Origin of the sequence: Candidatus Borrelia fainii (assembly GCF_027925085.1) — a bacterium.
GTDB lineage: Bacteria > Spirochaetota > Spirochaetia > Borreliales > Borreliaceae > Borrelia > Borrelia turicatae.
Window position 1 is genome coordinate 530379 of the sequence record NZ_AP027070.1, and the last position, 20197, is coordinate 550575.

General features: G+C 30.3%; 17 protein-coding genes, 2 tRNA genes and 2 pseudogenes. 16 read left to right on the forward strand and 5 right to left on the reverse strand.

Going from position 1 to position 20197, the window contains the following annotated elements; translation table 11 throughout:
- Window positions 1–110 precede the first annotated feature (110 nt).
- Window positions 111–1971: pseudogene (locus QMG63_RS05745) on the forward strand (fructose-specific PTS transporter subunit EIIC).
- A gap of 5 nt (window positions 1972–1976) precedes the next feature.
- A pseudogene (manA, locus tag QMG63_RS02445) lies at window positions 1977–3093 on the forward strand (mannose-6-phosphate isomerase, class I).
- A gap of 39 nt (window positions 3094–3132) precedes the next feature.
- Here manA and QMG63_RS02450 read toward each other — a convergent pair.
- Window positions 3133–3813: a DUF3996 domain-containing protein gene (locus QMG63_RS02450; RefSeq protein ID WP_281861410.1), complete on the reverse strand. Its 681-nt coding sequence runs from the start codon at window positions 3811–3813 to the stop codon at window positions 3133–3135.
- A 10-nt stretch (window positions 3814–3823) separates the two neighbouring features.
- A complete protein-coding gene (locus QMG63_RS02455) occupies window positions 3824–4423 on the reverse strand; it encodes a BAPKO_0422 family outer member beta-barrel protein (protein WP_281861411.1) in 600 nt (199 codons plus the stop codon).
- A 594-nt stretch (window positions 4424–5017) separates the two neighbouring features.
- Here QMG63_RS02455 and proS point away from each other — a divergent pair.
- Window positions 5018–6484 carry a proline--tRNA ligase gene (gene proS / locus QMG63_RS02460; RefSeq protein ID WP_281861413.1) on the forward strand — a complete coding sequence of 489 codons (1467 nt, stop codon included), beginning with the start codon at window positions 5018–5020 and terminating at the stop codon, window positions 6482–6484.
- Window positions 6485–6510: 26 nt separating this feature from the next.
- On the opposite strand, the gene QMG63_RS02465 is transcribed toward proS, so the two are convergent.
- On the reverse strand, window positions 6511–7701 hold the full coding sequence (locus QMG63_RS02465) for a dicarboxylate/amino acid:cation symporter (protein ID WP_281861415.1): 1191 nt from the start codon (window positions 7699–7701) through the stop codon (window positions 6511–6513).
- 138 nt (window positions 7702–7839) lie between these two features.
- On the opposite strand from QMG63_RS02465, the gene QMG63_RS02470 reads away from it, so the two are divergent.
- Entirely contained in the window at window positions 7840–9366 is a 1527-nt protein-coding gene (locus tag QMG63_RS02470; protein ID WP_281861416.1) for a hypothetical protein, read from the forward strand.
- Window positions 9367–9371: 5 nt separating this feature from the next.
- Here QMG63_RS02470 and QMG63_RS02475 read toward each other — a convergent pair whose 3' ends face one another.
- Together QMG63_RS02475 and QMG63_RS02480 are read right to left on the reverse strand one after the other, a co-directional pair.
- Window positions 9372–10028, reverse strand: coding sequence for an ankyrin repeat domain-containing protein (locus QMG63_RS02475; protein WP_281861418.1), 657 nt, complete (start codon window positions 10026–10028; stop codon window positions 9372–9374).
- A 12-nt stretch (window positions 10029–10040) separates the two neighbouring features.
- Complete coding sequence (locus QMG63_RS02480) at window positions 10041–11348, reverse strand: hypothetical protein (RefSeq protein ID WP_281861420.1); 1308 nt, start codon at window positions 11346–11348, stop codon at window positions 10041–10043.
- A 75-nt stretch (window positions 11349–11423) separates the two neighbouring features.
- Here QMG63_RS02480 and QMG63_RS02485 point away from each other — a divergent pair, with 75 nt between their 5' ends.
- The 12 genes from QMG63_RS02485 (at window position 11424) to rpoB (ending at window position 20190) form a co-directional block, all read left to right on the forward strand.
- Window positions 11424–12446, forward strand: coding sequence for a tetratricopeptide repeat protein (locus tag QMG63_RS02485; protein WP_281861422.1), 1023 nt, complete (start codon window positions 11424–11426; stop codon window positions 12444–12446).
- A gap of 12 nt (window positions 12447–12458) precedes the next feature.
- Window positions 12459–13310 carry a hypothetical protein gene (locus QMG63_RS02490; protein ID WP_281861423.1) on the forward strand — a complete coding sequence of 284 codons (852 nt, stop codon included), beginning with the start codon at window positions 12459–12461 and terminating at the stop codon, window positions 13308–13310.
- A gap of 87 nt (window positions 13311–13397) precedes the next feature.
- Window positions 13398–13470, forward strand: a tRNA-Thr gene (locus QMG63_RS02495).
- A gap of 22 nt (window positions 13471–13492) precedes the next feature.
- On the forward strand, window positions 13493–13672 hold the full coding sequence (gene rpmG, locus QMG63_RS02500) for a 50S ribosomal protein L33 (RefSeq protein WP_011772345.1): 180 nt from the start codon (window positions 13493–13495) through the stop codon (window positions 13670–13672).
- Between the two features lie 10 nt (window positions 13673–13682).
- A tRNA-Trp gene (locus tag QMG63_RS02505) sits at window positions 13683–13754 on the forward strand.
- A gap of 30 nt (window positions 13755–13784) precedes the next feature.
- Entirely contained in the window at window positions 13785–13955 is a 171-nt protein-coding gene (gene secE, locus QMG63_RS02510; RefSeq protein WP_011772344.1) for a preprotein translocase subunit SecE, read from the forward strand.
- Window positions 13956–13964: 9 nt separating this feature from the next.
- Entirely contained in the window at window positions 13965–14519 is a 555-nt protein-coding gene (nusG, locus tag QMG63_RS02515) for a transcription termination/antitermination protein NusG (RefSeq protein WP_281861427.1), read from the forward strand.
- A 53-nt stretch (window positions 14520–14572) separates the two neighbouring features.
- The gene (gene rplK / locus QMG63_RS02520) at window positions 14573–15007 is read left to right on the forward strand and encodes a 50S ribosomal protein L11 (RefSeq protein ID WP_281861428.1); all 435 of its coding nucleotides are present in this window, start codon (window positions 14573–14575) and stop codon (window positions 15005–15007) included.
- Window positions 15007–15681, forward strand: a complete 675-nt coding sequence (rplA, locus tag QMG63_RS02525) for a 50S ribosomal protein L1 (RefSeq protein WP_281861430.1) — start codon at window positions 15007–15009, stop codon at window positions 15679–15681. The genes rplK and rplA overlap by 1 nt, the downstream gene beginning before the upstream one ends.
- Window positions 15682–15691: 10 nt before the next feature.
- Window positions 15692–16189, forward strand: coding sequence for a 50S ribosomal protein L10 (gene rplJ / locus QMG63_RS02530; protein ID WP_281861432.1), 498 nt, complete (start codon window positions 15692–15694; stop codon window positions 16187–16189).
- 76 nt (window positions 16190–16265) lie between these two features.
- Window positions 16266–16637 (forward strand): 50S ribosomal protein L7/L12, encoded by a 372-nt coding sequence (rplL, locus tag QMG63_RS02535; protein ID WP_281861434.1) that lies wholly within the window; start codon window positions 16266–16268, stop codon window positions 16635–16637.
- 85 nt (window positions 16638–16722) lie between these two features.
- Window positions 16723–20190, forward strand: a complete 3468-nt coding sequence (gene rpoB / locus QMG63_RS02540) for a DNA-directed RNA polymerase subunit beta (RefSeq protein ID WP_281861436.1) — start codon at window positions 16723–16725, stop codon at window positions 20188–20190.
- Window positions 20191–20197 lie beyond the last annotated feature (7 nt).

A 20197-nucleotide genomic window follows, 5' to 3' on the forward strand; every position in this document is an offset into this window, starting at 1 on the left:
AATTCATTTAAATAATATAAAATAATTTGAAAATAAAGAAAAGGAGGGAATCGGTGTTTAATGTTTGTATTATGATAGAATTAATGTAAGTACTTAGGAGGTTTAAGGTTATGTTTTTAAATTTTTTAAAAAAGGAGCTTATTTTTATATCTGCTAAAATAAATTCCAAGGAAGAAGCAATTAATTTTTTAGTTGATCAAGTAAATAAAAGAGGTTATACACATGATAAAACAAGGTTCCTTCAGGGCTTACTTGAGAGAGAAAATATTGGTAATACATCTTGGGAAAATGGAGTTGCTATTCCACATTTTATAGGAAATGTTGTTAAATCAAGTTTTATTTCATTGCTTTACATAAAAGGCGATGGCATAAAATGGTCTGATGATAATCCCCCTGTTAATTTAATATTTTTAATTTGCATGTCAAAAAGTCAGCAAGGTAATGATCACATTAAGTCTATAGCTTTCATAGCCAAATTATTTGAGAGTGATGATTTTAAAAATATGTTGAAAGTTATGAAGAGTGCCGATGAAATTTATTCTTATATAGAAAATGTTGAGAGGTCATCTACAGATAATATTGCAAGTGTTTCTAAATTAGAAAAAATAGTGGCTGTTTGTGCTTGTCCTGTGGGAATTGCTCATACGTATATTGCTGCTAAAAAGCTTGAATTTGAGGCTAAGAGACAAGGGTACATCCTTAAAGTTGAGACCCAAGGTTCTATTGGTATTGATAATCCTTTAACAGAGACAGATATTAAAGACGCTGATGTTATAATACTTGCAGTAGATAAGGATGTTGATGAAAAAAGATTTGATGGCAAGAGAGTTTATAAGGTTTCAACTGCAAAGGTTATCAACAATGTAGAAAATGTTATTAAAGAAGCATTTAGTGCTCCCATATTGAATTATAAAAATGTTCATTCTCTTAAAGATAAGTCTGGTAGTAGTAGAACTGGTTTTTATAAGTATTTAATGAGTGGTGTCTCTCCTATGATTCCAATCGTGGCAAGTGGTGGTATTTTAATAGCGCTTGGTATATCCTTGGCAGGGATTGGTTCTAATGGTCCAAATTTTGATAAGTATCCTTTTTATAAAACAATTACAGATATTGGTGGTGTGGCTTTTGGTATGATGTTGCCAATACTTTCGGGGTTTATTGCTATGGCAATAGCAGATAAGCCAGGTCTTGCACCAGGTCTTGTGGGGGGGGTGTGCTTGCCAGAGATGTTAAAGCAGGATTTTAGGGGCAATATTTGTAGGGTTTATGGCGGGTTTTATTGCTAAATGGATAGCAAAGAGAAAAATTCCTGAATGGCTTAGACCTGTAATGCCTATATTTGTAATTCCGTTAATAAGTACTGTTATTGTTGGATTTTTCATGATTTATGGAGGTGGTTATATTGGTCAATTCATGGGCTTGCTTGAAAATGGCCTTAAATCTCTTCAAAATAATTCAGAAACTCATGGTATTATAGGGAAATTATTTCTTGGATTAATACTTGGTACTATGGTAGCAATTGATATGGGAGGGCCTTTTAATAAAGTTGCATTCCTTTTTGGTGTTGGTATGATTCCCCAAGTTCCACAAATAATGGGTATGGTTGCATCAGCTATTCCTGTTCCTCCTATGGCTATGGGACTTGCTACTTTAATTATGCCTAAATTATTTGAAGAGGAAGAGCGAGAATCTGGCAAAATATCGTTTTTAATTTCGTTTATTGGTATTAGTGAAGGTGCTATTCCTTTTGCTGCTAGTGATCCGGCAAGAGTATTACCTTCAATAGTGCTTGGAGGTGCGGTTGCAAGTATCATTGCGGCATTTTTGGGTGTTGCAGATCATGCTCCGCATGGATGCCCAATAGTTCTTCCTGTTGTTGATAACAAATTGGGCTTTATTATTGCAATAGCTGTTGGTGTTGCCGTTGCAACAAGTTTGGTTGTTTTTTTAAAATCTTTAAAAATAAAGTAATCTAAATGAGAGCTGATAATATATTTTTGATGAAGAATGAAATTAAGGAATATGATTGGGGGTGGAACTAGTTTCATCCCTTCTCTTTTGGGAAAGAGAGAAGATGGGTTGCCTAAAGCTGAGATGTGGCTTGGAGCACATAAGACATTTTCTAGTAAAATATTAGTTGATGATCAGTATGTTTCTCTTTATGATTTTTTAGAAAATCATAAAGAGCTTTTGGGATGTGATAGTGAATTATCATTTTTATTTAAAGTTCTCTCAGCTCAAAAACCTTTATCAATTCAAATACATCCTTCAAAAGATATTGCTTTACAAGGCTTTGAACTTGAGAATGATAAGGGTATAGATATTAATAATTTTAAGCGAATTTATAAGGATAAAAATCCAAAGATAGAACTTGTTTATGCATTAAGTGATTTTTATGCTCTTAAGGGATTTCTTCCTCTTTTTGAAATTAAGAGTATATATAAAAAATTGAAATTAGATTTTCATTTTTCAACTCATAAAGAATTTATGAAAATTATATTTGGTTTGCAAAGGTTTGAAATTGAGGATGCTGTTAGTCGAGTGAAAAAAAATTTAGGTTTCATAAATGATTTTAGAGCTTATTGGTTTAATGAAATTTATAAGATTTATGGGGCAGATATTGGTCTTTTGGTATTTTTAGGGATGTGTATTTTTAAATTAAGTCCAGGTGAAGTGATGTATACAGAGAGTCAAGAAGTTCATGCTTATCTTCAGGGTGATTGTCTTGAACTTATGACTAATTCTGACAATGTGATTAGGGCAGGTCATACTGCTAAATATATTGACAAAGATGAGATGCTTAAGGTTGGTAGATTTGAAGAGGGAGTATTTTCATTATTGAGGGGTAAGGAAATTGATGGTTTTAATGTATTTAAGCTTCCAGATACTAATTTAAGTTTATTTCAAAGAAACATAAATGAAGAGATCTGCTTTAAAAGGGATGGTGTAATGATATTATTAGTTATGAATGGAGAAATTTGGATTAATAATGGGATTTGTCTTAAGAGGGGTGAAAGCGTATTTATAGGGAATAGTGGTGAAAAATTATTAATTTGTGGAAATGGAGAAATTTTTATTGCACTCTCTTTATAATGAGAAGTTGGTTCTTTAGCTTTAGTAAGAAACTATCATTTACATGAGAACTTTAATAAACCCGATTGCGAAGAATTTAAATCTTATCCCTTCAAATATTATTTTTGGTTTTGTAAGAAATATTGTTGGACCAAGTGTAGGATAAACTTTAAATCCTAATGATAAATTTTTTACAATTTTATGTTCTATTGATAAAGGTAATCTAGTTACTATTCCTATCCTATCATAAGGAGAAGGTTGTGTAGTTCCAGGGGGAGTTAAATTTGCTTGGGACCAGTCTGTTCCAATTCCAAAGCCTCCTCCAACTATTAAATATTTTCCTATTTGTTGTTTAAAAATTAGATCGATGGCAATTAAATTGTAAGGCTTAAAATTAGTAGGATTAAAGTATAAAAAACTACCATATCCAATATCTATGTCTACATATGGAACTGAGATTAAAAGATTGATAAGAGGATTTCCAGTTCCTATTCCCGCTGCAAATGAGTAAGGATTTTTTTCCTTTTTCATTGCGTAAAAATTTGTGATAATGTGCGATTTAGGTTCTTCAAGGATAGGTTTAGGTTTTTCAAGGGTAGTTTTATCATTTGTAATGCAGGTTTTTCCGTCATCTTCTTGTTTGCATCTGATGGAATAATTATTATTAGATTTAGAGAACGCAAAATGGTGTAAGTTAAATATTAACAATAATATAAATATTTTTTGAGTATTGTTTTTCATCAATTTTCCTTTAAATATATATTTTTATGAATCCAAAACCAAAAAATCCAAATCTTATTCCTTCCATTGATGTGGGTTCAAATATCATTGTTCCACCAAATGTTGTTATAGCTTTGAAACCTATTACAACATTTGTCAAAACACTGTATTCTAGTATAATAGGAAGTCTAAACACAATTCCTAGCCTATTGTTAGATGAGGCTATTGAAAATTTTTCTTGTTTGTCTTGAATATTTTCTTGTTTTATGTTTGAAGTATTTTGTTCGTTTGGTTTTATTTGAGATAAGTCGATACCTATGCCAAGCCCACCGGTAAGCATCATACTTTGATAAATTTCTTCTTTAAATAGGATATCAGTTCCAAGAACAATATAAGGTATGAAATTGTCAGGATGTAATCCATTGAAGCCCCCATATCCAATATCTATGTCTACATATGGGAAATTAATTATGATATTAGTGATAGGGTTCCCAATTCCAAACCCTATTCCAAATGATTTAAATTGGGTTTGTTGCTTATTTAATATCTTGTTAAGATTTGATGTATCAATTGTTGTAGCAACAGATAAACTTGTTAAAAAAATCATAATCAGTTTTAATATTGTCTTCATAAATTCTCCCTCAACTTATGTTCGATTCAATGTGCACAATTTTTAAAATTATATTTCATAAAATATAAAAAATTTTTTTATCTCAACGTGTTTTAATGATTTTGAGTCATAAAAATTGGATTTATTTTAATTGATGTCAATTTTTGGTATAACGTCAAGTTTAAACTCATAAATATTTTTTACACATTTCTTTCAAACATCTATTGTGAAATACAAACATATTTTTGCAACTTATAAAAATAAATATTAGAGCAAAGATTTATATATAAAAATATATTTGACATATTTTTAAGATAAATATAAATTTAAGTATAGATTTGATTTGTAGGTTGATAAGGCTACTCTTTGCTCTTTCGCATGGTTTTTAAAGATACATTTTAATATATGATCTTTATTTGGTAATTTTACTATTTTTTTGTTAGTTAAGGATTACGATATTCATATTAGAGAGCTAAATAGCATTGATTTGGATAATTAGTATAAGAAACAATACGGTTTGCCTTTAAGAGCAAAAAATCTCTTTTTATTTTATAAATTAACGACATTTTGTCTATAATGATGGATTTTTCAAAATTTTTAAAAAGGGTGAGGTTTATGGGTAATTTTATTTCTTCAAAGGAAGAGGACTTTTCTAAGTGGTACTTAGATATAGTACACAAGGCAAAACTTGTTGATTACAGTTCTGTTAAAGGTTGTATGGTTATTATGCCTTATGGATATGCTATTTGGGAGCAAATTAAGAGCATACTTGATAATAAATTTAAAGAGACAGGGCATAAGAATGCATATTTTCCATTGCTTATTCCTTATGAGTTTTTGGAGAGAGAAAAAGAACATGTTAAGGGATTCTCACCGGAATTTGCTGTTGTAACAACTGCTGGTGGTGAAGAATTAGCAGAGCCTTTGGTTTTAAGACCCACTTCTGAGACAATTATTTGGAACATGTATAGCAAATGGATAAAATCTTATAGAGATTTGCCTGTTAAAATAAATCAATGGGCAAATATTATTCGTTGGGAAAAAAGGACAAGACCGTTCCTTCGTACTACTGAATTTTTATGGCAAGAAGGTCATACTGCACATGAAACTGCTGGAGAAGCTTTGGAAGAGACTTTGTTTATTTTAAACATTTATAAACGATTTATTGAAGATTACTTAGCTATTCCTGTATTTTGTGGACAAAAAACAGAAAGGGAAAAATTTGCAGGTGCTGTGTCTACTTACACAATTGAAGCATTAATGCAAGATAAAAAAGCTTTACAAGCAGGAACATCTCATTATTTGGGATTAAATTTTGCTAAGGCTTTTGATGTTAAGTTCCAAAATAAGAAAGGTGAGATGGATTATGTTTTTGCTACTAGTTGGGGAGTTTCGACTAGGTTAATTGGGGCATTGATTATGGTTCATTCTGATAGTAAGGGGTTAATATTGCCACCAAAAATAGCACCAATTGAAATTATTATTGTTCCTATTTTTAAAAGAGATGATGAGGCTAATAAAAAAATTCTTGAGTATTCTACTACTATTTTTAATATTTTAAAAGAAGCAAAGTTTAGAGTTGAGCTTGATAGAGATGTCAAAAATTCGCCAGGATTTAGATTTGCTGCTGTGGAACTTAAAGGAATTCCAATACGAATTGAGATAGGTTTTAATGATATTCTTATGAACTGTGTCACTGTTGCAAGAAGGGATCAAGATAAAAGCTCTAAGTATCAAGTATCAGTTAAAGAGTTGCCATTGAAAATTAGACATGAGCTTGAAACTATGCAATGTGAATTATTTAATAGAGCATTAAAATTTAGAAATTTGCATACCAAAGAAATTATTGGGTTTAAAGAAAATAGTTATGATACTTTTAAGACTTATATCAATGAGCATTTAGGATTTGTACTCTCTTCATGGTGTGGGAATGAAGTGTGTGAAGAGAGTATTAAAAATGATACAAAAGCTACAATACGATGCATTCCTGAAGACTTTCGAAATAGACCTTTAAATAATCTAACTTGTATTTATTGCAATACAGCAGCCAAGCATCTTGTTTTATTTGCAAGATCTTATTAATGTTTAGTTTATTTAAAAACTAAACATTAGGTATCTTTTAATTCGTTTAAATCTATTATTTGTATTATTGCAATGTTGGAGGTGAAATCGATCATTAAAGCTAGAGATGTTAAAATTGGAAGTATTGGGATTATGTTAGAGTAGTTAAGTTCAATTCCTTTTGTATAAGTTGAGCATAGCATTGTAATTATATAAATTAAATTGTTTGGTATATGTGGAAACGCGAAAATAAAAAGAAATGCTAATGTGCTTATATAACTTATTTCGTAAATTGATATAGGCAAGCTAGAGTAAGATTTTAAAATAATAAAAAATGAAATTGTTGAAATAAAAATTGTTCCAGATTTAGAGATAAAGTTAATTATTGGTATGTTTGTGATTATCGATTTTTTTATATTTATTCTTTCGTTTTTAATATCTTCTATTAAAATAGAATAAGGGGCATAAACATCCATTGTTAAACCCGCAAATATTATATTTTGGATGGATATTAGTATATTTTTATATGATAATTTAAAATTTTTGGTTAATCGATAGCTAATCATTGGAATTATTATTAGGATAATAATGATTGTCCATAATGATAAAAAAATTATGCTGTCTATGTAGTATTGATAATTTTTAAAATTTTTTAAGTTAGTAGTATATGCTGCTGTAATAAAAATAATCCCGAAGTGTAATATTTTAACAACTATCCCATTTGCATGATAAAAAAGATTTGAAAAGCTTAAAATAAGTTCTCTAGCAATTCTTCCCTTCTGTTTTGCGTAATAAAAACTAGCACCAATAATTATTGATATAATATAAATACTTAAAAGATTTGGATTGTTATTTGTAAGTATTATAAAAATATTTTTTGGGAAAAATGTTTCAAGAAATGCTGTTTGATCAAATGTATATATATTTTGAATATTTTTGTCTAATGTTGGTATTCTTTGTGGTAAATATATTGTTGCAACTACAATTGATATAATTATCCCTATAATGTTAACTAAGATTCCGTAATAGATTGTTTTTCCAAATAATTTTTTGAATTTTTTATTTTCAATAATGTTTTCTATGCCAAGTGGGATTGAGAATATTAAAAAAGGAATTAAGGAGAGATAGGCTAATCTTATAAAAATGTGTGAAAGTGTGTTATAAGCTCCAGAGGGAAAAAATAATCCAAGCAATATTCCAATAGGTATAATTAAAGAAAATTTTACTTTTGTATTCATAAATTGTTCCTTTGCGAGTTTGAAAAATAGTATTTATAGCATAATAAATCTTACTAGATTTTTTGGTAAATATAAACTTTGGTAATATTATTTATTATTAAAACATATAAGTAAATCCGATTTTGGAGAGGAAAGTTTTTGTATAAGTATCCTGAATTAGTCAGTACAGATTTGAATTCAAAGTTACCAGAAATTAATTCGTTAGAAGAACATGATAAAAATTTCTTTACGGATGATTATTACAAAAATCTTATTTCAAGTGACAAGGATATTGGTTTTAGGCTTCATAAAGCGTTGTTAGATTATTTAAGTCCACAGTCAGTGCAAGAAGGTGACAGGGTTGCCAAATATAGACAAATAATTAATACTTATTGGGAATTTTTAAAATCAATAGCTGAAAATATTTTAAATTTGACAATTGAACAGAAAGTTTTATTGAGATTTGCTGCCCTTCTTCCAAATGCTCTTGGCAGTAAACTTAAGTCTTTAATTTCCAGAACCATTTGGGATAATAATTATAATGAACCATTTATCTATTTTGATGAATGGATTTATGGCGTTAATGAATTGAAATTAAGAAAGCTTGCGACCGATGAATCGATGAGAAGCATTAAAGATGACGACATTAAGAGGATATTGTTTAATAAGCGAGAAAAGCTTTTGGCCAATATTGATTTTGCAAATAGTACGCTTAATAAAAGTGATAAAGTAATGACTGAATCTATTGCTAATCTAAAGAGTATGTTTAAATTTTTATTTGTTGAGACGTCATCTAATAATGAAATATTTACAAATGAATGTATAGTAAGCAAAATTTATTCTGATGATATTTTAAAACCTTTAAATCTTGCTTCTCATTACATTGATAAGCTTATAAAAACTAACAAGGAGATTGTATCTTTAATGTCTCAAATTGAGAAGGCAAATAAGGAGCTTCTTGAGATTAAAGATAAAATTCAAGAAATTGAGATGCCTAATTCTTCTGCTATTGCAGTTGAAGAGATTGGATCTTTAATGGAAGCTAATAAGCTTACTATTGGTCCTAGGGGTAATCACTTTCCAATATTATTTAAAAATAATGTGATTGCAGATCCTCAGTTTTTTGGTAGTAGGGAAAGAGTCATTCAGCTTGTTAAAGAAGTTGAAAATATTCAGCCTAGAATTTTTTATAAAAATTATAAAGGAGATTTATTAAGGATTGTTCCTTATTTTATATTAATACCATCTTATGGTGAGAGGGGAATTTGCTGGGAGCCTGTTGATATTAAAAATCGAGCTAAGGGACGAGGTAAAATATTAATACCTATGTATGCTAAAGATTTAAGAAAAGCTATCATTTTAGGTATTGGAGATTTTTTTTGGGAACTTGCAAAAGATCAAGCATCTTTTAGGTGGATGGAAACAGGGATAACGGGTCAATATTATGAATACTATTCTAGATTTATTAAGAAAGGCAATGTTAAAAATTTCTTTTTGGATGATTATTTTCTTTGGTTAGATAAAGAAAGCAAGGGAATTCAAAAAATTGAGAAGATGGTTCGTGGAATAATGTGGCGCAATGCCCCTTTTTCTAAAGATTTAAAAGAGGAGCTTAGTAAGAAATCTTTTGTATATAGGGAGCTTTTTGAGAAAGATAAAAATATTAAAATGTCAAGTGAGTACTAATTATTTTATATTATTTTGTACTTTTTTAGGATATTTTTTATATTTTTGTTTTTTAAGTTTTTAATTTTTTTTTTGTATTTATCTTTAATATAAGCATTTTTTTTAAGTAGTATCTCGATTAAATTAATATTTTCAATTTCTATTGCAGCTTGTATAGGTGTTTTTCCATTTTCGAGAGTAAGGCTTAAGTCGGCTCCTTTTTCTTTTAAAAGATTAAATATTTTTTCATTGTTTAGGTATATTGCCCAAAATATTGATGGATATTCTGTTTCGTCTATTTGGTTGATTTTAATTCCGTAGTCTATTAATGTTTTGGTAGTCTGAAAATCATTATTGATTATTGAAATTGATAGCGGAGATATTTTGTATTGAAAATTTACTTCTGCTGAGAGATTTAGGGCTATTAAAGTACCCTTTATATTTTGGAAGTATACAGATGTGATTAGAAAATCGTTTTTTATTTTTTGTAACTCTTTTAAAATATTGTTATTATTTAGGTCTATTGACTCTATGAAATTGTCTAGCTTTGCTTTATCTATTTCATATTCTTTATTGCTAAGATTATAAATTGTTTTTGATAATTCTTTTATTATTTTTATGTTTTCATTTGCATTTAAGAATGTAATAAATGGTGTTAATAATAATATGAACATTATTTTCATTGATTTTTACTTTTAAATAGTTTCCTGAGATTGTTTTTTAATTATATCTTGATTAGACTGAGCATTATTAAACAGTATAACTGCAATTTTATCCTTGTCATCAATTAGTATTAAATCGTCTTTAACATTTTTAGGGGATACAAATACGAGTTGTAAGGCATTGTCTGTATAGTCTAGTAGACAAAAATATTTTTCTCCTTCCTTAGTCATTAATTTGATAGCTTTTTTATATGAAATTTGTAAATTTGGACTAATTCCTATTATTTCAAATGTTCCAGAACTTGGAAAATTATAAATTTTTTTATCTACTTTCCAAACGAAAGTTTGATCGCTTTTAAATTCAATATTTCCGTATTGTGTATTTATTAATGTTCCATAAGATATTAATCTATTTATTAGATTTTGATTTTGTTTTTTTGATTCAAGGATAATTTTTTCGATATTTTGTTCAATAATAACGAATTTTGACTCAAAATTATGTTCTTTAGCTTTTATGATTGACTTGTAGTAATTTTGAGTTTCTTTTGTTAAGAGAATAAAATCTTCCTTTGAAGTTTTAGATCTAAATAAAAACCCATTAGGTTTTACTTCCTCAACAATATCGAATTTGAAATGTAATTTTAATTCGGGTATATTGATTTTTATCTCATTTTTGGGAGTAAAAAATAACCCATACTCTTCTCTTAATAAGTTAGTGTTATAAGTGTTATAGGCGATCATTTTTTCATAGTAAAGTGGTCTTAAGTATTTAATGTTGTTAAATGTATTGATTATGTTATTTTGTGAGACTTGATCTAGTGGACTTGTAAGTATTGTGCCTGTAATATTATCGAAAACCTCAAGTGCATAATCAAAAACATAACCTTTGTGTCCATTTTTTGTCAAGACATATAACCATTTCCCTTTAAGTGAGCCTGCTTCTGTTTCTTTCCCGATGTGTATGATTTTCAATATAGCTTCTTTCGAAATTCTATATATTATGTTTTCTCTATAACTGTCTGGAGATTTTCTTAAGGGTAAGAGATCTTTTTTACTTATGGCATATTTGTTTACGTATGGTTGAATACTTAGCTTGAAGTTTTCTGCTTCTTTTTTTGTTTGAAACTCTTCTATCGTAAATTTATGTACGATAAATTTTATTCCATTATAGTTTATTGTTACTGTTTTTTTCTCTTGATTAGCATCTTCTATTTTGACAAGTGATCCATTTGGCAATTTTTCTCTATTTTTTGAGTCTAGGACAACACCATATTTGTTGTTTTTATTAAAGCAAGATAGAAATAATATTGGCAATAAGATATAAATTAATTTTTTATTCATGTTAAAATCCTGATAGTTTTTATTGACTTTAAGATGTGTTTTGTTATACATGACCTTTATTATATAATAAAAGTAATGAAGTTATTAATTCAAGCGTTTGGACTAATGCTGGTTTTTAGCTGTTGTAAGATTAAGCAGAGCGAAATTCAAAGTCTCTTAGATCTTTTAGAAGAGTCAAGTAAAAAAGGTTTAGATAGATTTCTTATTGTTGATAGGATAGTCGACATTCATGTGCGCAATAAAGACTATCAAGATGCTTTAAGATCTGTAAATCAAGAAATTGCTCATGATGAGAGTAGAGAATATTATCCTTTATATTTTTATTTGATGGGTAATATATATTCTTCTATTAGGGAAGACTTAGTGGCTTTTACCTATTATAGATATGTTGTTGATAATTTTGATGATTACATTTATGAAAATAGCTCTGTAAAATTAGATATTGCAAAAAGAGTTATCAATTTAAATATTGAAGCTGGGCACAAAATACGTTATTATAAGCTATTGCTTGATGATAACGCAGAAAGTCTTACTAATGCAGATAGGGGTAATTATTATTACAACCTTGCTTTAAGTTTAGAGAGTATTCAAAATTATGATGAGGCGTATTTTTATTATAATAAATTGCTTTCAATACCAAGATCAGACTTAAGAATAGATTCAATAGATTATTCTGGTGTGATTACTAAGATCAATTATTATAATAATCCGGATTTTATAATTTATAGAAATTTAAATGACTTGATTCAAGATGTTAAAAGATATATTTTTTCTGGGAATACCACAAAATTATTGAGTATAAGGGATAAACATAATTTTTTTATTCAAAGTTGGGATCAAAGGGGTGGTAAAAGCAATTCAATTAACACAAACAGTTTTTTGACAACGATGATTAAACTTGGAAGTAGGAGAAAGAATGGAATACAGTTTGCAAGTAGTTTTGAAGCTGATTCTAGTGATGATATATCTTATCTTGGATCTAGTGGTTGGGAGTACATTTGGGAATGGTATTTTGTCTTTAAAAAAATTTCTTATCCAAAAGATCCAGAAATTAATAATGGTTGGGCTTGGATAGGTGTTTATTTGGGGAAAAAGTAGGGAGTTTTAATTGTGAATTTACTAAATAGCCTTTTAAGTTTTTTATTTTTATTTTATTCTAATGTCTCTATTGTAAATGATTCTTTATCTAAGTCTAGCATAAGGAGAACAATTGATTGGGATACAAAGATCATTTATTTTGATATTATTAAACCGGTAGATGAAGATAAATTTGGCAGAGTTGGGCTTGATTCCACGTCTAGATTAGTGTTTAGTGTTAATGATTTTAAGGATACTTTAATAAGGCAGTCTCTTTTTGAAATGATAATTGATTCTGATAATACTTTTAAGGATTATTTTGATTTTGATCCCCATTTAATACTTTATTTTTCAGGACTTGATAGCATTTTGAAGAGAGGATATACGAAATATTCGGAAGATTTAAAAAGCATAACTATTAGGTATGAGCTTTGTCTTTTTCCTGATTTTGTGAACTTATTTATAGCTCATAGTAAGCCTTATATGGCTTTTTATCCATTGGTAAATACAAGTATTGATCAATTTGTTTATACTGGAATTATTATTTATGCTGGTGATGATTATCAATTTTCCTCAGGTGGTGTTGTAAAATTAACGGATGCTTTTTTTATTAAGATTTATGATGAAAATATTAAGCTTTATTTTGATAAAAAAATGGTTGAGCCAGATGCACTTAGGAAGTGGGGGATGCTTGAATATACGAATGACATCTCTTATAAAAATAAAGATAGAGTTGGAAATTATCCTTTAAGGTTAATTGCTAAAGGAGTTTATGGTAAAAATCATTCAGATATCATACTTGATAAGTATTCTATTAATAAGATATTTTCAAATAAAAACAATGTTAATCTTTTAAGAAAAGGTAAGCTTGTTGTTATTAAATAAGGGTCTTGAAAATATAATTTGGGGGGCTTGTCTTTTTTAAGATAATAAATTAACATGGTATAAGAGTTTATTATAAAGGGAAGTAATGCCCTTATAGCTCAGGTGGTAGAGCATCACCATGGTAAGGTGGAGGTCATCGGTTCAAGTCCGATTGAGGGCTTTTTGTGGTCAGGAGTGTCATTATGGGCAAAAAGAAAGGTAAAGGTGCTGTTGAGCTTATAGCTTTAGTATGTGAGGAAACAGGAATTAGAAATTATACGACTACTAAAAATAGGCGTAATAAACAAGAAAAATTAGAATTAATGAAGTATTGTCCAATTCTCAGGAAACATACTCTTCATAAAGAAGGTAAAATAAAATAATTAAAGTGATAGGTCAGTAGTTCAAGGGCAGAACGTCGGTCTCCAAAACCGTATGTTGGGGGTTCGAGTCCCTCCTGGCCTGTTATCTGTATTGTTAAAGAGAGGCTTTTAAATGTTTAAATTTGTTAAAGAGAGTGTTTTGGAACTTAAAAAAATAACATGGCCCAAGTATGGTGAGGTAATAGGCAGCGGAAAACAGGTTTTTTGGTTAGTTGTTTTTATTTCTATTTTTTTAGGTATAGTAGATTATATCATGTATCTTGCTATAACTTATGTATTTTAAGGAAAGATTATGTCCAGGGCCTGGTATGTGTTACAGACTTTTTCTCAGTATGAAAGGAAGGTAGAACAAGAGATAAAACTTTTGATCAGTGAGGGCGTTTTTGGTAGTAATGTTTTAGATGTTAAGGCCCCTATTGAAAGGGTAGAAGAGATAAAAAACGGGAAAAAACGGATACGGGAGAAAAAAATTTGGCCGGGCTATATTCTTATTGAGTTAGATCTGCCCGAACAGGAGTGGAAAAGCACTGTAGTTAATATTATTAAGATACCCGGTGTTGTTAATTTTGTTGGTACTAATAAAGAGCAAAAACCTTTTCCAATTAGTGATGAAGAAGTTAAGAGTGTTTTTATGCTTGCTGGAGAGATTAAGGCAGATAAATCTATTTTTATGCTTTATGATTTTGAAGAGGGTGAGAGAGTTAGAATTAAAGGAGGTCCTTTTGATTCTTTTGAGGGTGTTATTGGATCTATCGATTATGAAAAAAAGAAATTGAAGGTTGCAGTTCAAATTTTTGGGAGATCAACTCCTGTTGAGGTTGATTTTCAGCATATAGAGAAAATTTAATAATTAGTATATTAATGGGAGCTTAAAGGCGTTATTACCATAAGGAGTTGTTTATGTCTAAGAAAAAAAGAGAAGTTGCTTGGATTAAGCTTCAAGTTCCAGCTGCTCAAGCTGCTCCAGGAGCTAAAATAGGTCAAGCCCTTGGACCCCATGGTGTTAGTGGGCCTCAGTTTGTTAAGGAGTTTAATGAGAGAACATCCAAAATGGAGCCAGGGATTATCGTTCCTGTTATTATTACTGTTTATGTTGATAAGAGTTTTTCATTTATTGTAAAAACTCCCCCGGCTTCGGTTTTAATTAAGAAGGCTGTTGGTATAGAGACAGGTTCTAAAAAATCAAATACAGAAAAGGTTGGAACTATATCAAAAGAAAAATTAATGGAAATTGCAAGGGTTAAAATGCCTGATTTAAATGCAAAAACTGAACTTGCTGCGTTTAAAATCATTGCAGGCAGTGCTCGTTCTATGGGTGTAGAGGTGGAAAAATAATGGCTAAGAGTGGAAAAAAATATATGCAGGCTCTATCTAAGGTAGATAAGCTTAAATCTTACAGCATAGATGATGCAATCTCTTTATTAAAAGAGATCAAATTTGTTAAATTTGATGAAACTATAGATGTGTCTGTTAATCTCAATTTAAAGAAAAATCATACAGTTAGAGATATAGTTGTTTTGCCAAATCAATTTATGAAAGAAAAGCGAATACTTGTTTTTGCAAAGGGTGATAAAGCTGAGGAAGCAAGGGAAGCTGGTGCTGCTTATGTTGGAGATGATGATCTGATTAATAAGGTTAAAGGTGGTTTTAGTGATTTTGATGTTGTTGTTGCAACACCTGATATGATGAAGGATGTGGGGAAGCTTGGTCCTATCTTGGGTAAGAGAGGTTTAATGCCAAATCCTAAGACACAAACAATTACAAATGATTTAAAGGGTACAATAGCTAGTCTTAAGAAGGGGCGTACAGAGTTTAGGGCAAATAAAAATGGTGTTATTAATTTTTCTGTTGGTAAGTATTCTATGGATAACAGTAAGGTGAAGGAAAATTATGATGAATTTATTAAGGAATTACTTAAAAGACGCCCAAGCGATTTAAAAGGTACTTTTGTAGATAGTGTTTATATGTCATCTACTATGGGACCTTCTGTGAAGATTGATTTTGTTTAGGAGTTGAATTATGCATGCAAAGATAAATCCTAAAAAGGTTGAAATGTTTAATTTGTTGAAAGAGTTTTTAGATGGTAAGGATAATGTTTTTTTTCTAGATTACAGGGGTTTGACAGTAGCAACGCTTACTGAGTTGAGAAATAGAGTTGAAAATGAGAAAGGCGAATTAAAGGTTGTAAAAAACAATATAATGAAGCGAGTTTTAAAAGATAAACATATGGAAGGTCTTGATTCTTATCTTTTAGGACCAACAGCTGTTGTTACCGCTGTTGATGAGGCTAATGTAATTGCAAAAATTTTTTATGAGTTTGTTAAAACTAGCTCTTTAAAAGTTAAGGGGGGAGTTGTTTTAGGAGAGGTTTATGATGAGGCTAAACTTAATGCGTATAGTAAACTTCCTACTAAAAAGGAATCTATTTCTTTATTTATGAATGTGATTAAAGCACCAATTTCAAAATTTGCAAGAACTTTAAAAGCTTTGTCTGATATTAAAGATGTTAAAGTTTAATCAAAACAGTGTTAGTCTTAATACAGTGCATGCTATCACTGTTTGAAATAATGTAAAAGAAAGGAGTTAAGTTAATATGGCACTAAGTAAAGAAGATATTTTAAAATGGCTTGAGGAAGCCAAGACATCTGAAATTGTTGAGCTTATAACAGCTATTGAGGAAAAATTTGGAGTTACTGCTGCTGCAGTTGCTGTTGCTGCTGGATCTGGTCCTGCTGCAGGTGATGTTGAAGAACAAACTGAATTTGATGTAATGCTTATGTCTTTTGGAGATAGTAAAATTAACGTTATTAAAGAAGTAAGAGCTGTTACTGGACTTGGACTTGGAGAGGCTAAAGCTTTAGTTGAAGCTGCACCTAAGGCAGTTAAGGAAGGTGTTTCAAAAGCAGATGCTGAGGATATAAAGAAGAAACTAGAAGCAGTTGGTGCAAAAGTTGAAATTAAATAAAACATTAAAAATATGCCAGATTTGTTATTCCACATGTCATTTTAGTGGCATGTGGTTTATTGTGTCTTAAAAAAGGAGTCTTTTAATGATAAAAAGGGTTCATCTAGGACAAGGAAAAGCCGAAGAAATCTTAGACTTACCTAATTTAATAGAAATACAATTGAATTCTTATGAAAAATTTTTGCAGCTTGATAGATTAAAGAATAATAAACCTTTGCTCAATGAAGGCCTTGAATCTGTGTTTAGGGATGTTTTTCCTATGAAAAATAGCAATGGTGAAGTTGCGCTTGAATATGAGAAATACTATGTTGAATATGATTCTCTTAGTTTTACTGAAAAAGAATGCAAAAGAAAGGGCCAAAGTTATGAGGCTGTTTTAAAGATAAGATTAAATTTGCAGTTTCTAACAACAGGAGAGATAAGACAAAAAGATGTCTATATGGGGACTATTCCTTTAATGACTGATAGAGGGACTTTTATTGTTAATGGTGCTGAGAGAGTAATTGTATCGCAGATTCATAGATCTCCTGGAGTTGTTTTTTACAAGGAAAAAGACTTATATTATGCTCGTATTATTCCTTATCGTGGTTCTTGGTTGGAATTTGAGCTCGACTCAAAAAAAGATTACCTTTATGTTAAGATAGACAGAAAAAAAAGAATACTTGTTACTCTTTTCTTAAGAGCTTTAGGTCTTGATACTAGAGAAAAGATAATTGAAACTTTTTATAAGATTAAAAAAATTGAAGTAAATGAAGATATTAAAAGAGAAATTACAGGGCAATATTTAGCAGTAAACATTACCATAAAAGAAAATATGACTTATCGTGCAGGTGATAAAATAACTTTGCAAGATATTGAAGATTTCTTGCAAAATGGGGTAAAAGAAATAGACCTTATTGATTTTGATGGATATGATAGTGTTCCTGGGAAACATTTTATCAGTTCCGACGTTATTTTGAACTGTTTCGAAAAGGAAGATGCTTATTTTTCTTTAAAGGATGGCTTTAAGGAGCTTTCAAGAGAATCTGTGATGCTTGCGGTTTATAGTGTGCTTTTACCTGGAGAGCCAATATCCATTGATAATGCTGAGAATGATTTAAGAACTGTGTTTTTTTCAGAAAAGAGATATGATCTTGGGCATGTAGGGCGATATAAGCTTTCTAAAAAGTTTGGTATTAATGACTTAACGACCTCAGTTCTTACTATGACAGATATAGTAAATACGATATCTCATATTTTAAGAATATATGATGGGCATGATGTTCTTGATGACATTGATCATCTTGGAAATAGAAGAGTTCGTTCTGTTGGTGAATTGCTTACAAATATATATAAAGGCGCAATGTCAAGAGTGGAGAAAATTGCAAAAGATAGAATGTCTAATAAAGAAGTGTTTAATCTTAAACCCCAAGAATTAATAAGTGTTAAGCCTATTGTTTCTGCTGTTAAAGAATTTTTTGCAACTAGTCAACTTTCACAATTTATGGATCAGGTTAATCCTTTAGCTGAATTGACGCATAAAAGGCGTCTTAATGCTTTAGGTCCCGGAGGACTCTCAAGGGATCGTGCAGGTTTTGAAGTAAGGGATGTGCATTATACCCATTATGGTAGAATGTGTCCTATTGAAACTCCTGAGGGACCAAATATTGGTCTTATTGTTTCTTTAGCTACGTATGCAAAGGTGAATGATTATGGATTCCTAGAAACCCCTTATAGAAAAGTAGTTAATGGCAAGGTTACTGATGAGATCGAGTATTTGTCTGCAATTGATGAAGAGAAAAAATGTATTGCTCAGGCAAATGCGGCTGTTAATACTGAGAATAATTATATTGATGATTTAATTTCTGTTAGAGTTTCTGGTGATTATACTACAATGATTCCTAAGAATATTGATTATATGGATGTTTCACCTAGACAGTTAATTTCTGTTTCTTCGGCATTAATCCCTTTTCTTGAGCATAATGATGCAAACCGTGCCCTTATGGGTTCAAATATGCAACGTCAAGCAGTTCCTTTGTTATTTCCACAACCCCCTATTGTTGGTACTGGTATGGAGCGAATAGTTGCAAAGGATTCTGGTGTTGTTATTAAGGCAAAAAGATCGGGTACCGTTGTATTAGCAACGAGCAAGAGAATAGTTATCAGACCTGATAATGCTGATGATGAGCATGATTTAGATGAATATGAACTTGCAAAATATGAAAGGACAAATCAGGACACTTCTTTTAACCATTCAGTTTTAATTAAGGAAGGTCAAGTAGTTAATAAGGATGAAATAATAGCTGATGGTCCTGCTACTAGATATGGAGAACTGGCCCTTGGGAACAATTTGTTGGTTGGTTTTATCCCTTGGAATGGGTTCAATTATGAAGATGCTATATTAATCTCGGAGAGAATTGTAAAGGAAGATCTTTACACTTCAATTCATATTAAAGAATTTAGTATTGAGGTAAGGGAAACTAAGCTTGGGCCTGAGAAAGTTACAGCTGATATTCCCAATGTTAGTGGAAAGATATTAAATAAGCTTGATGAAAATGGAATTGTACGGATAGGTACTTATGTAAAGCCGGGTGATATCTTGATTGGTAAGGTTACACCAAAATCAGAGGGAGACATTACTCCTGAATTTAAGCTTTTAACATCTATTTTTGGTGAAAAGGCTAAAGATGTTAAGAATAATTCACTTAAAGTACCCCATGGTACTGAGGGTACTGTAATTGATGTTCAAAGAATTACTAAGGATGATGTTGGTAATCTTCCACCTGGTGTTGACGAAATATTAAAGGTTTATGTTGCCAAGAAAAGGAGACTTAAAGAGGGTGATAAAATGGCAGGAAGACATGGAAATAAGGGTGTAGTTGCAAAGATCCTTCCTGTTGAAGATATGCCATATCTTGCAGATGGAACCCCTCTTGATATATGTCTAAATCCTTTAGGAGTACCGTCTCGTATGAATATTGGACAATTAATGGAATCTCAACTTGGTCTTGCCGGTAAATATCTTAGTGAGTATTATGATGTTCCTGTGTTTGAATCTGCTACAAATGAATGTATTCAAGAAAAGTTGAAAAAAGCCGGATTTAATGAAACATCAAAAGCAATTTTATATGATGGGTATACAGGGGAGCCATTTGAGAATGAGGTAATGGTTGGAATTATATATATGCTTAAGCTGCATCACCTTGTTGACGATAAAATGCATGCAAGATCTACAGGTCCTTATTCACTTGTGTCTCAACAACCTCTTGGAGGAAAGGCACAATTTGGTGGTCAAAGACTTGGAGAGATGGAAGTTTGGGCACTTGAAGCTTATGGAGCTGCTTATACTCTTCAAGAGCTCTTAACAGTAAAATCAGATGATATGTCAGGTAGAGTTAAAATATATGAGAATATTGTTAAAGGTATTCCTACCAATGTTTCTGGAATTCCTGAATCTTTCAATGTTTTAATGCAAGAACTAAGAGGACTTGGTTTTGATTTATCAATTTATGATGATAATGGCAATCAAATTCCTTTAACAGAAAAGGAAGAGGAATTAATTAATAAAACTTAGGTTTTGA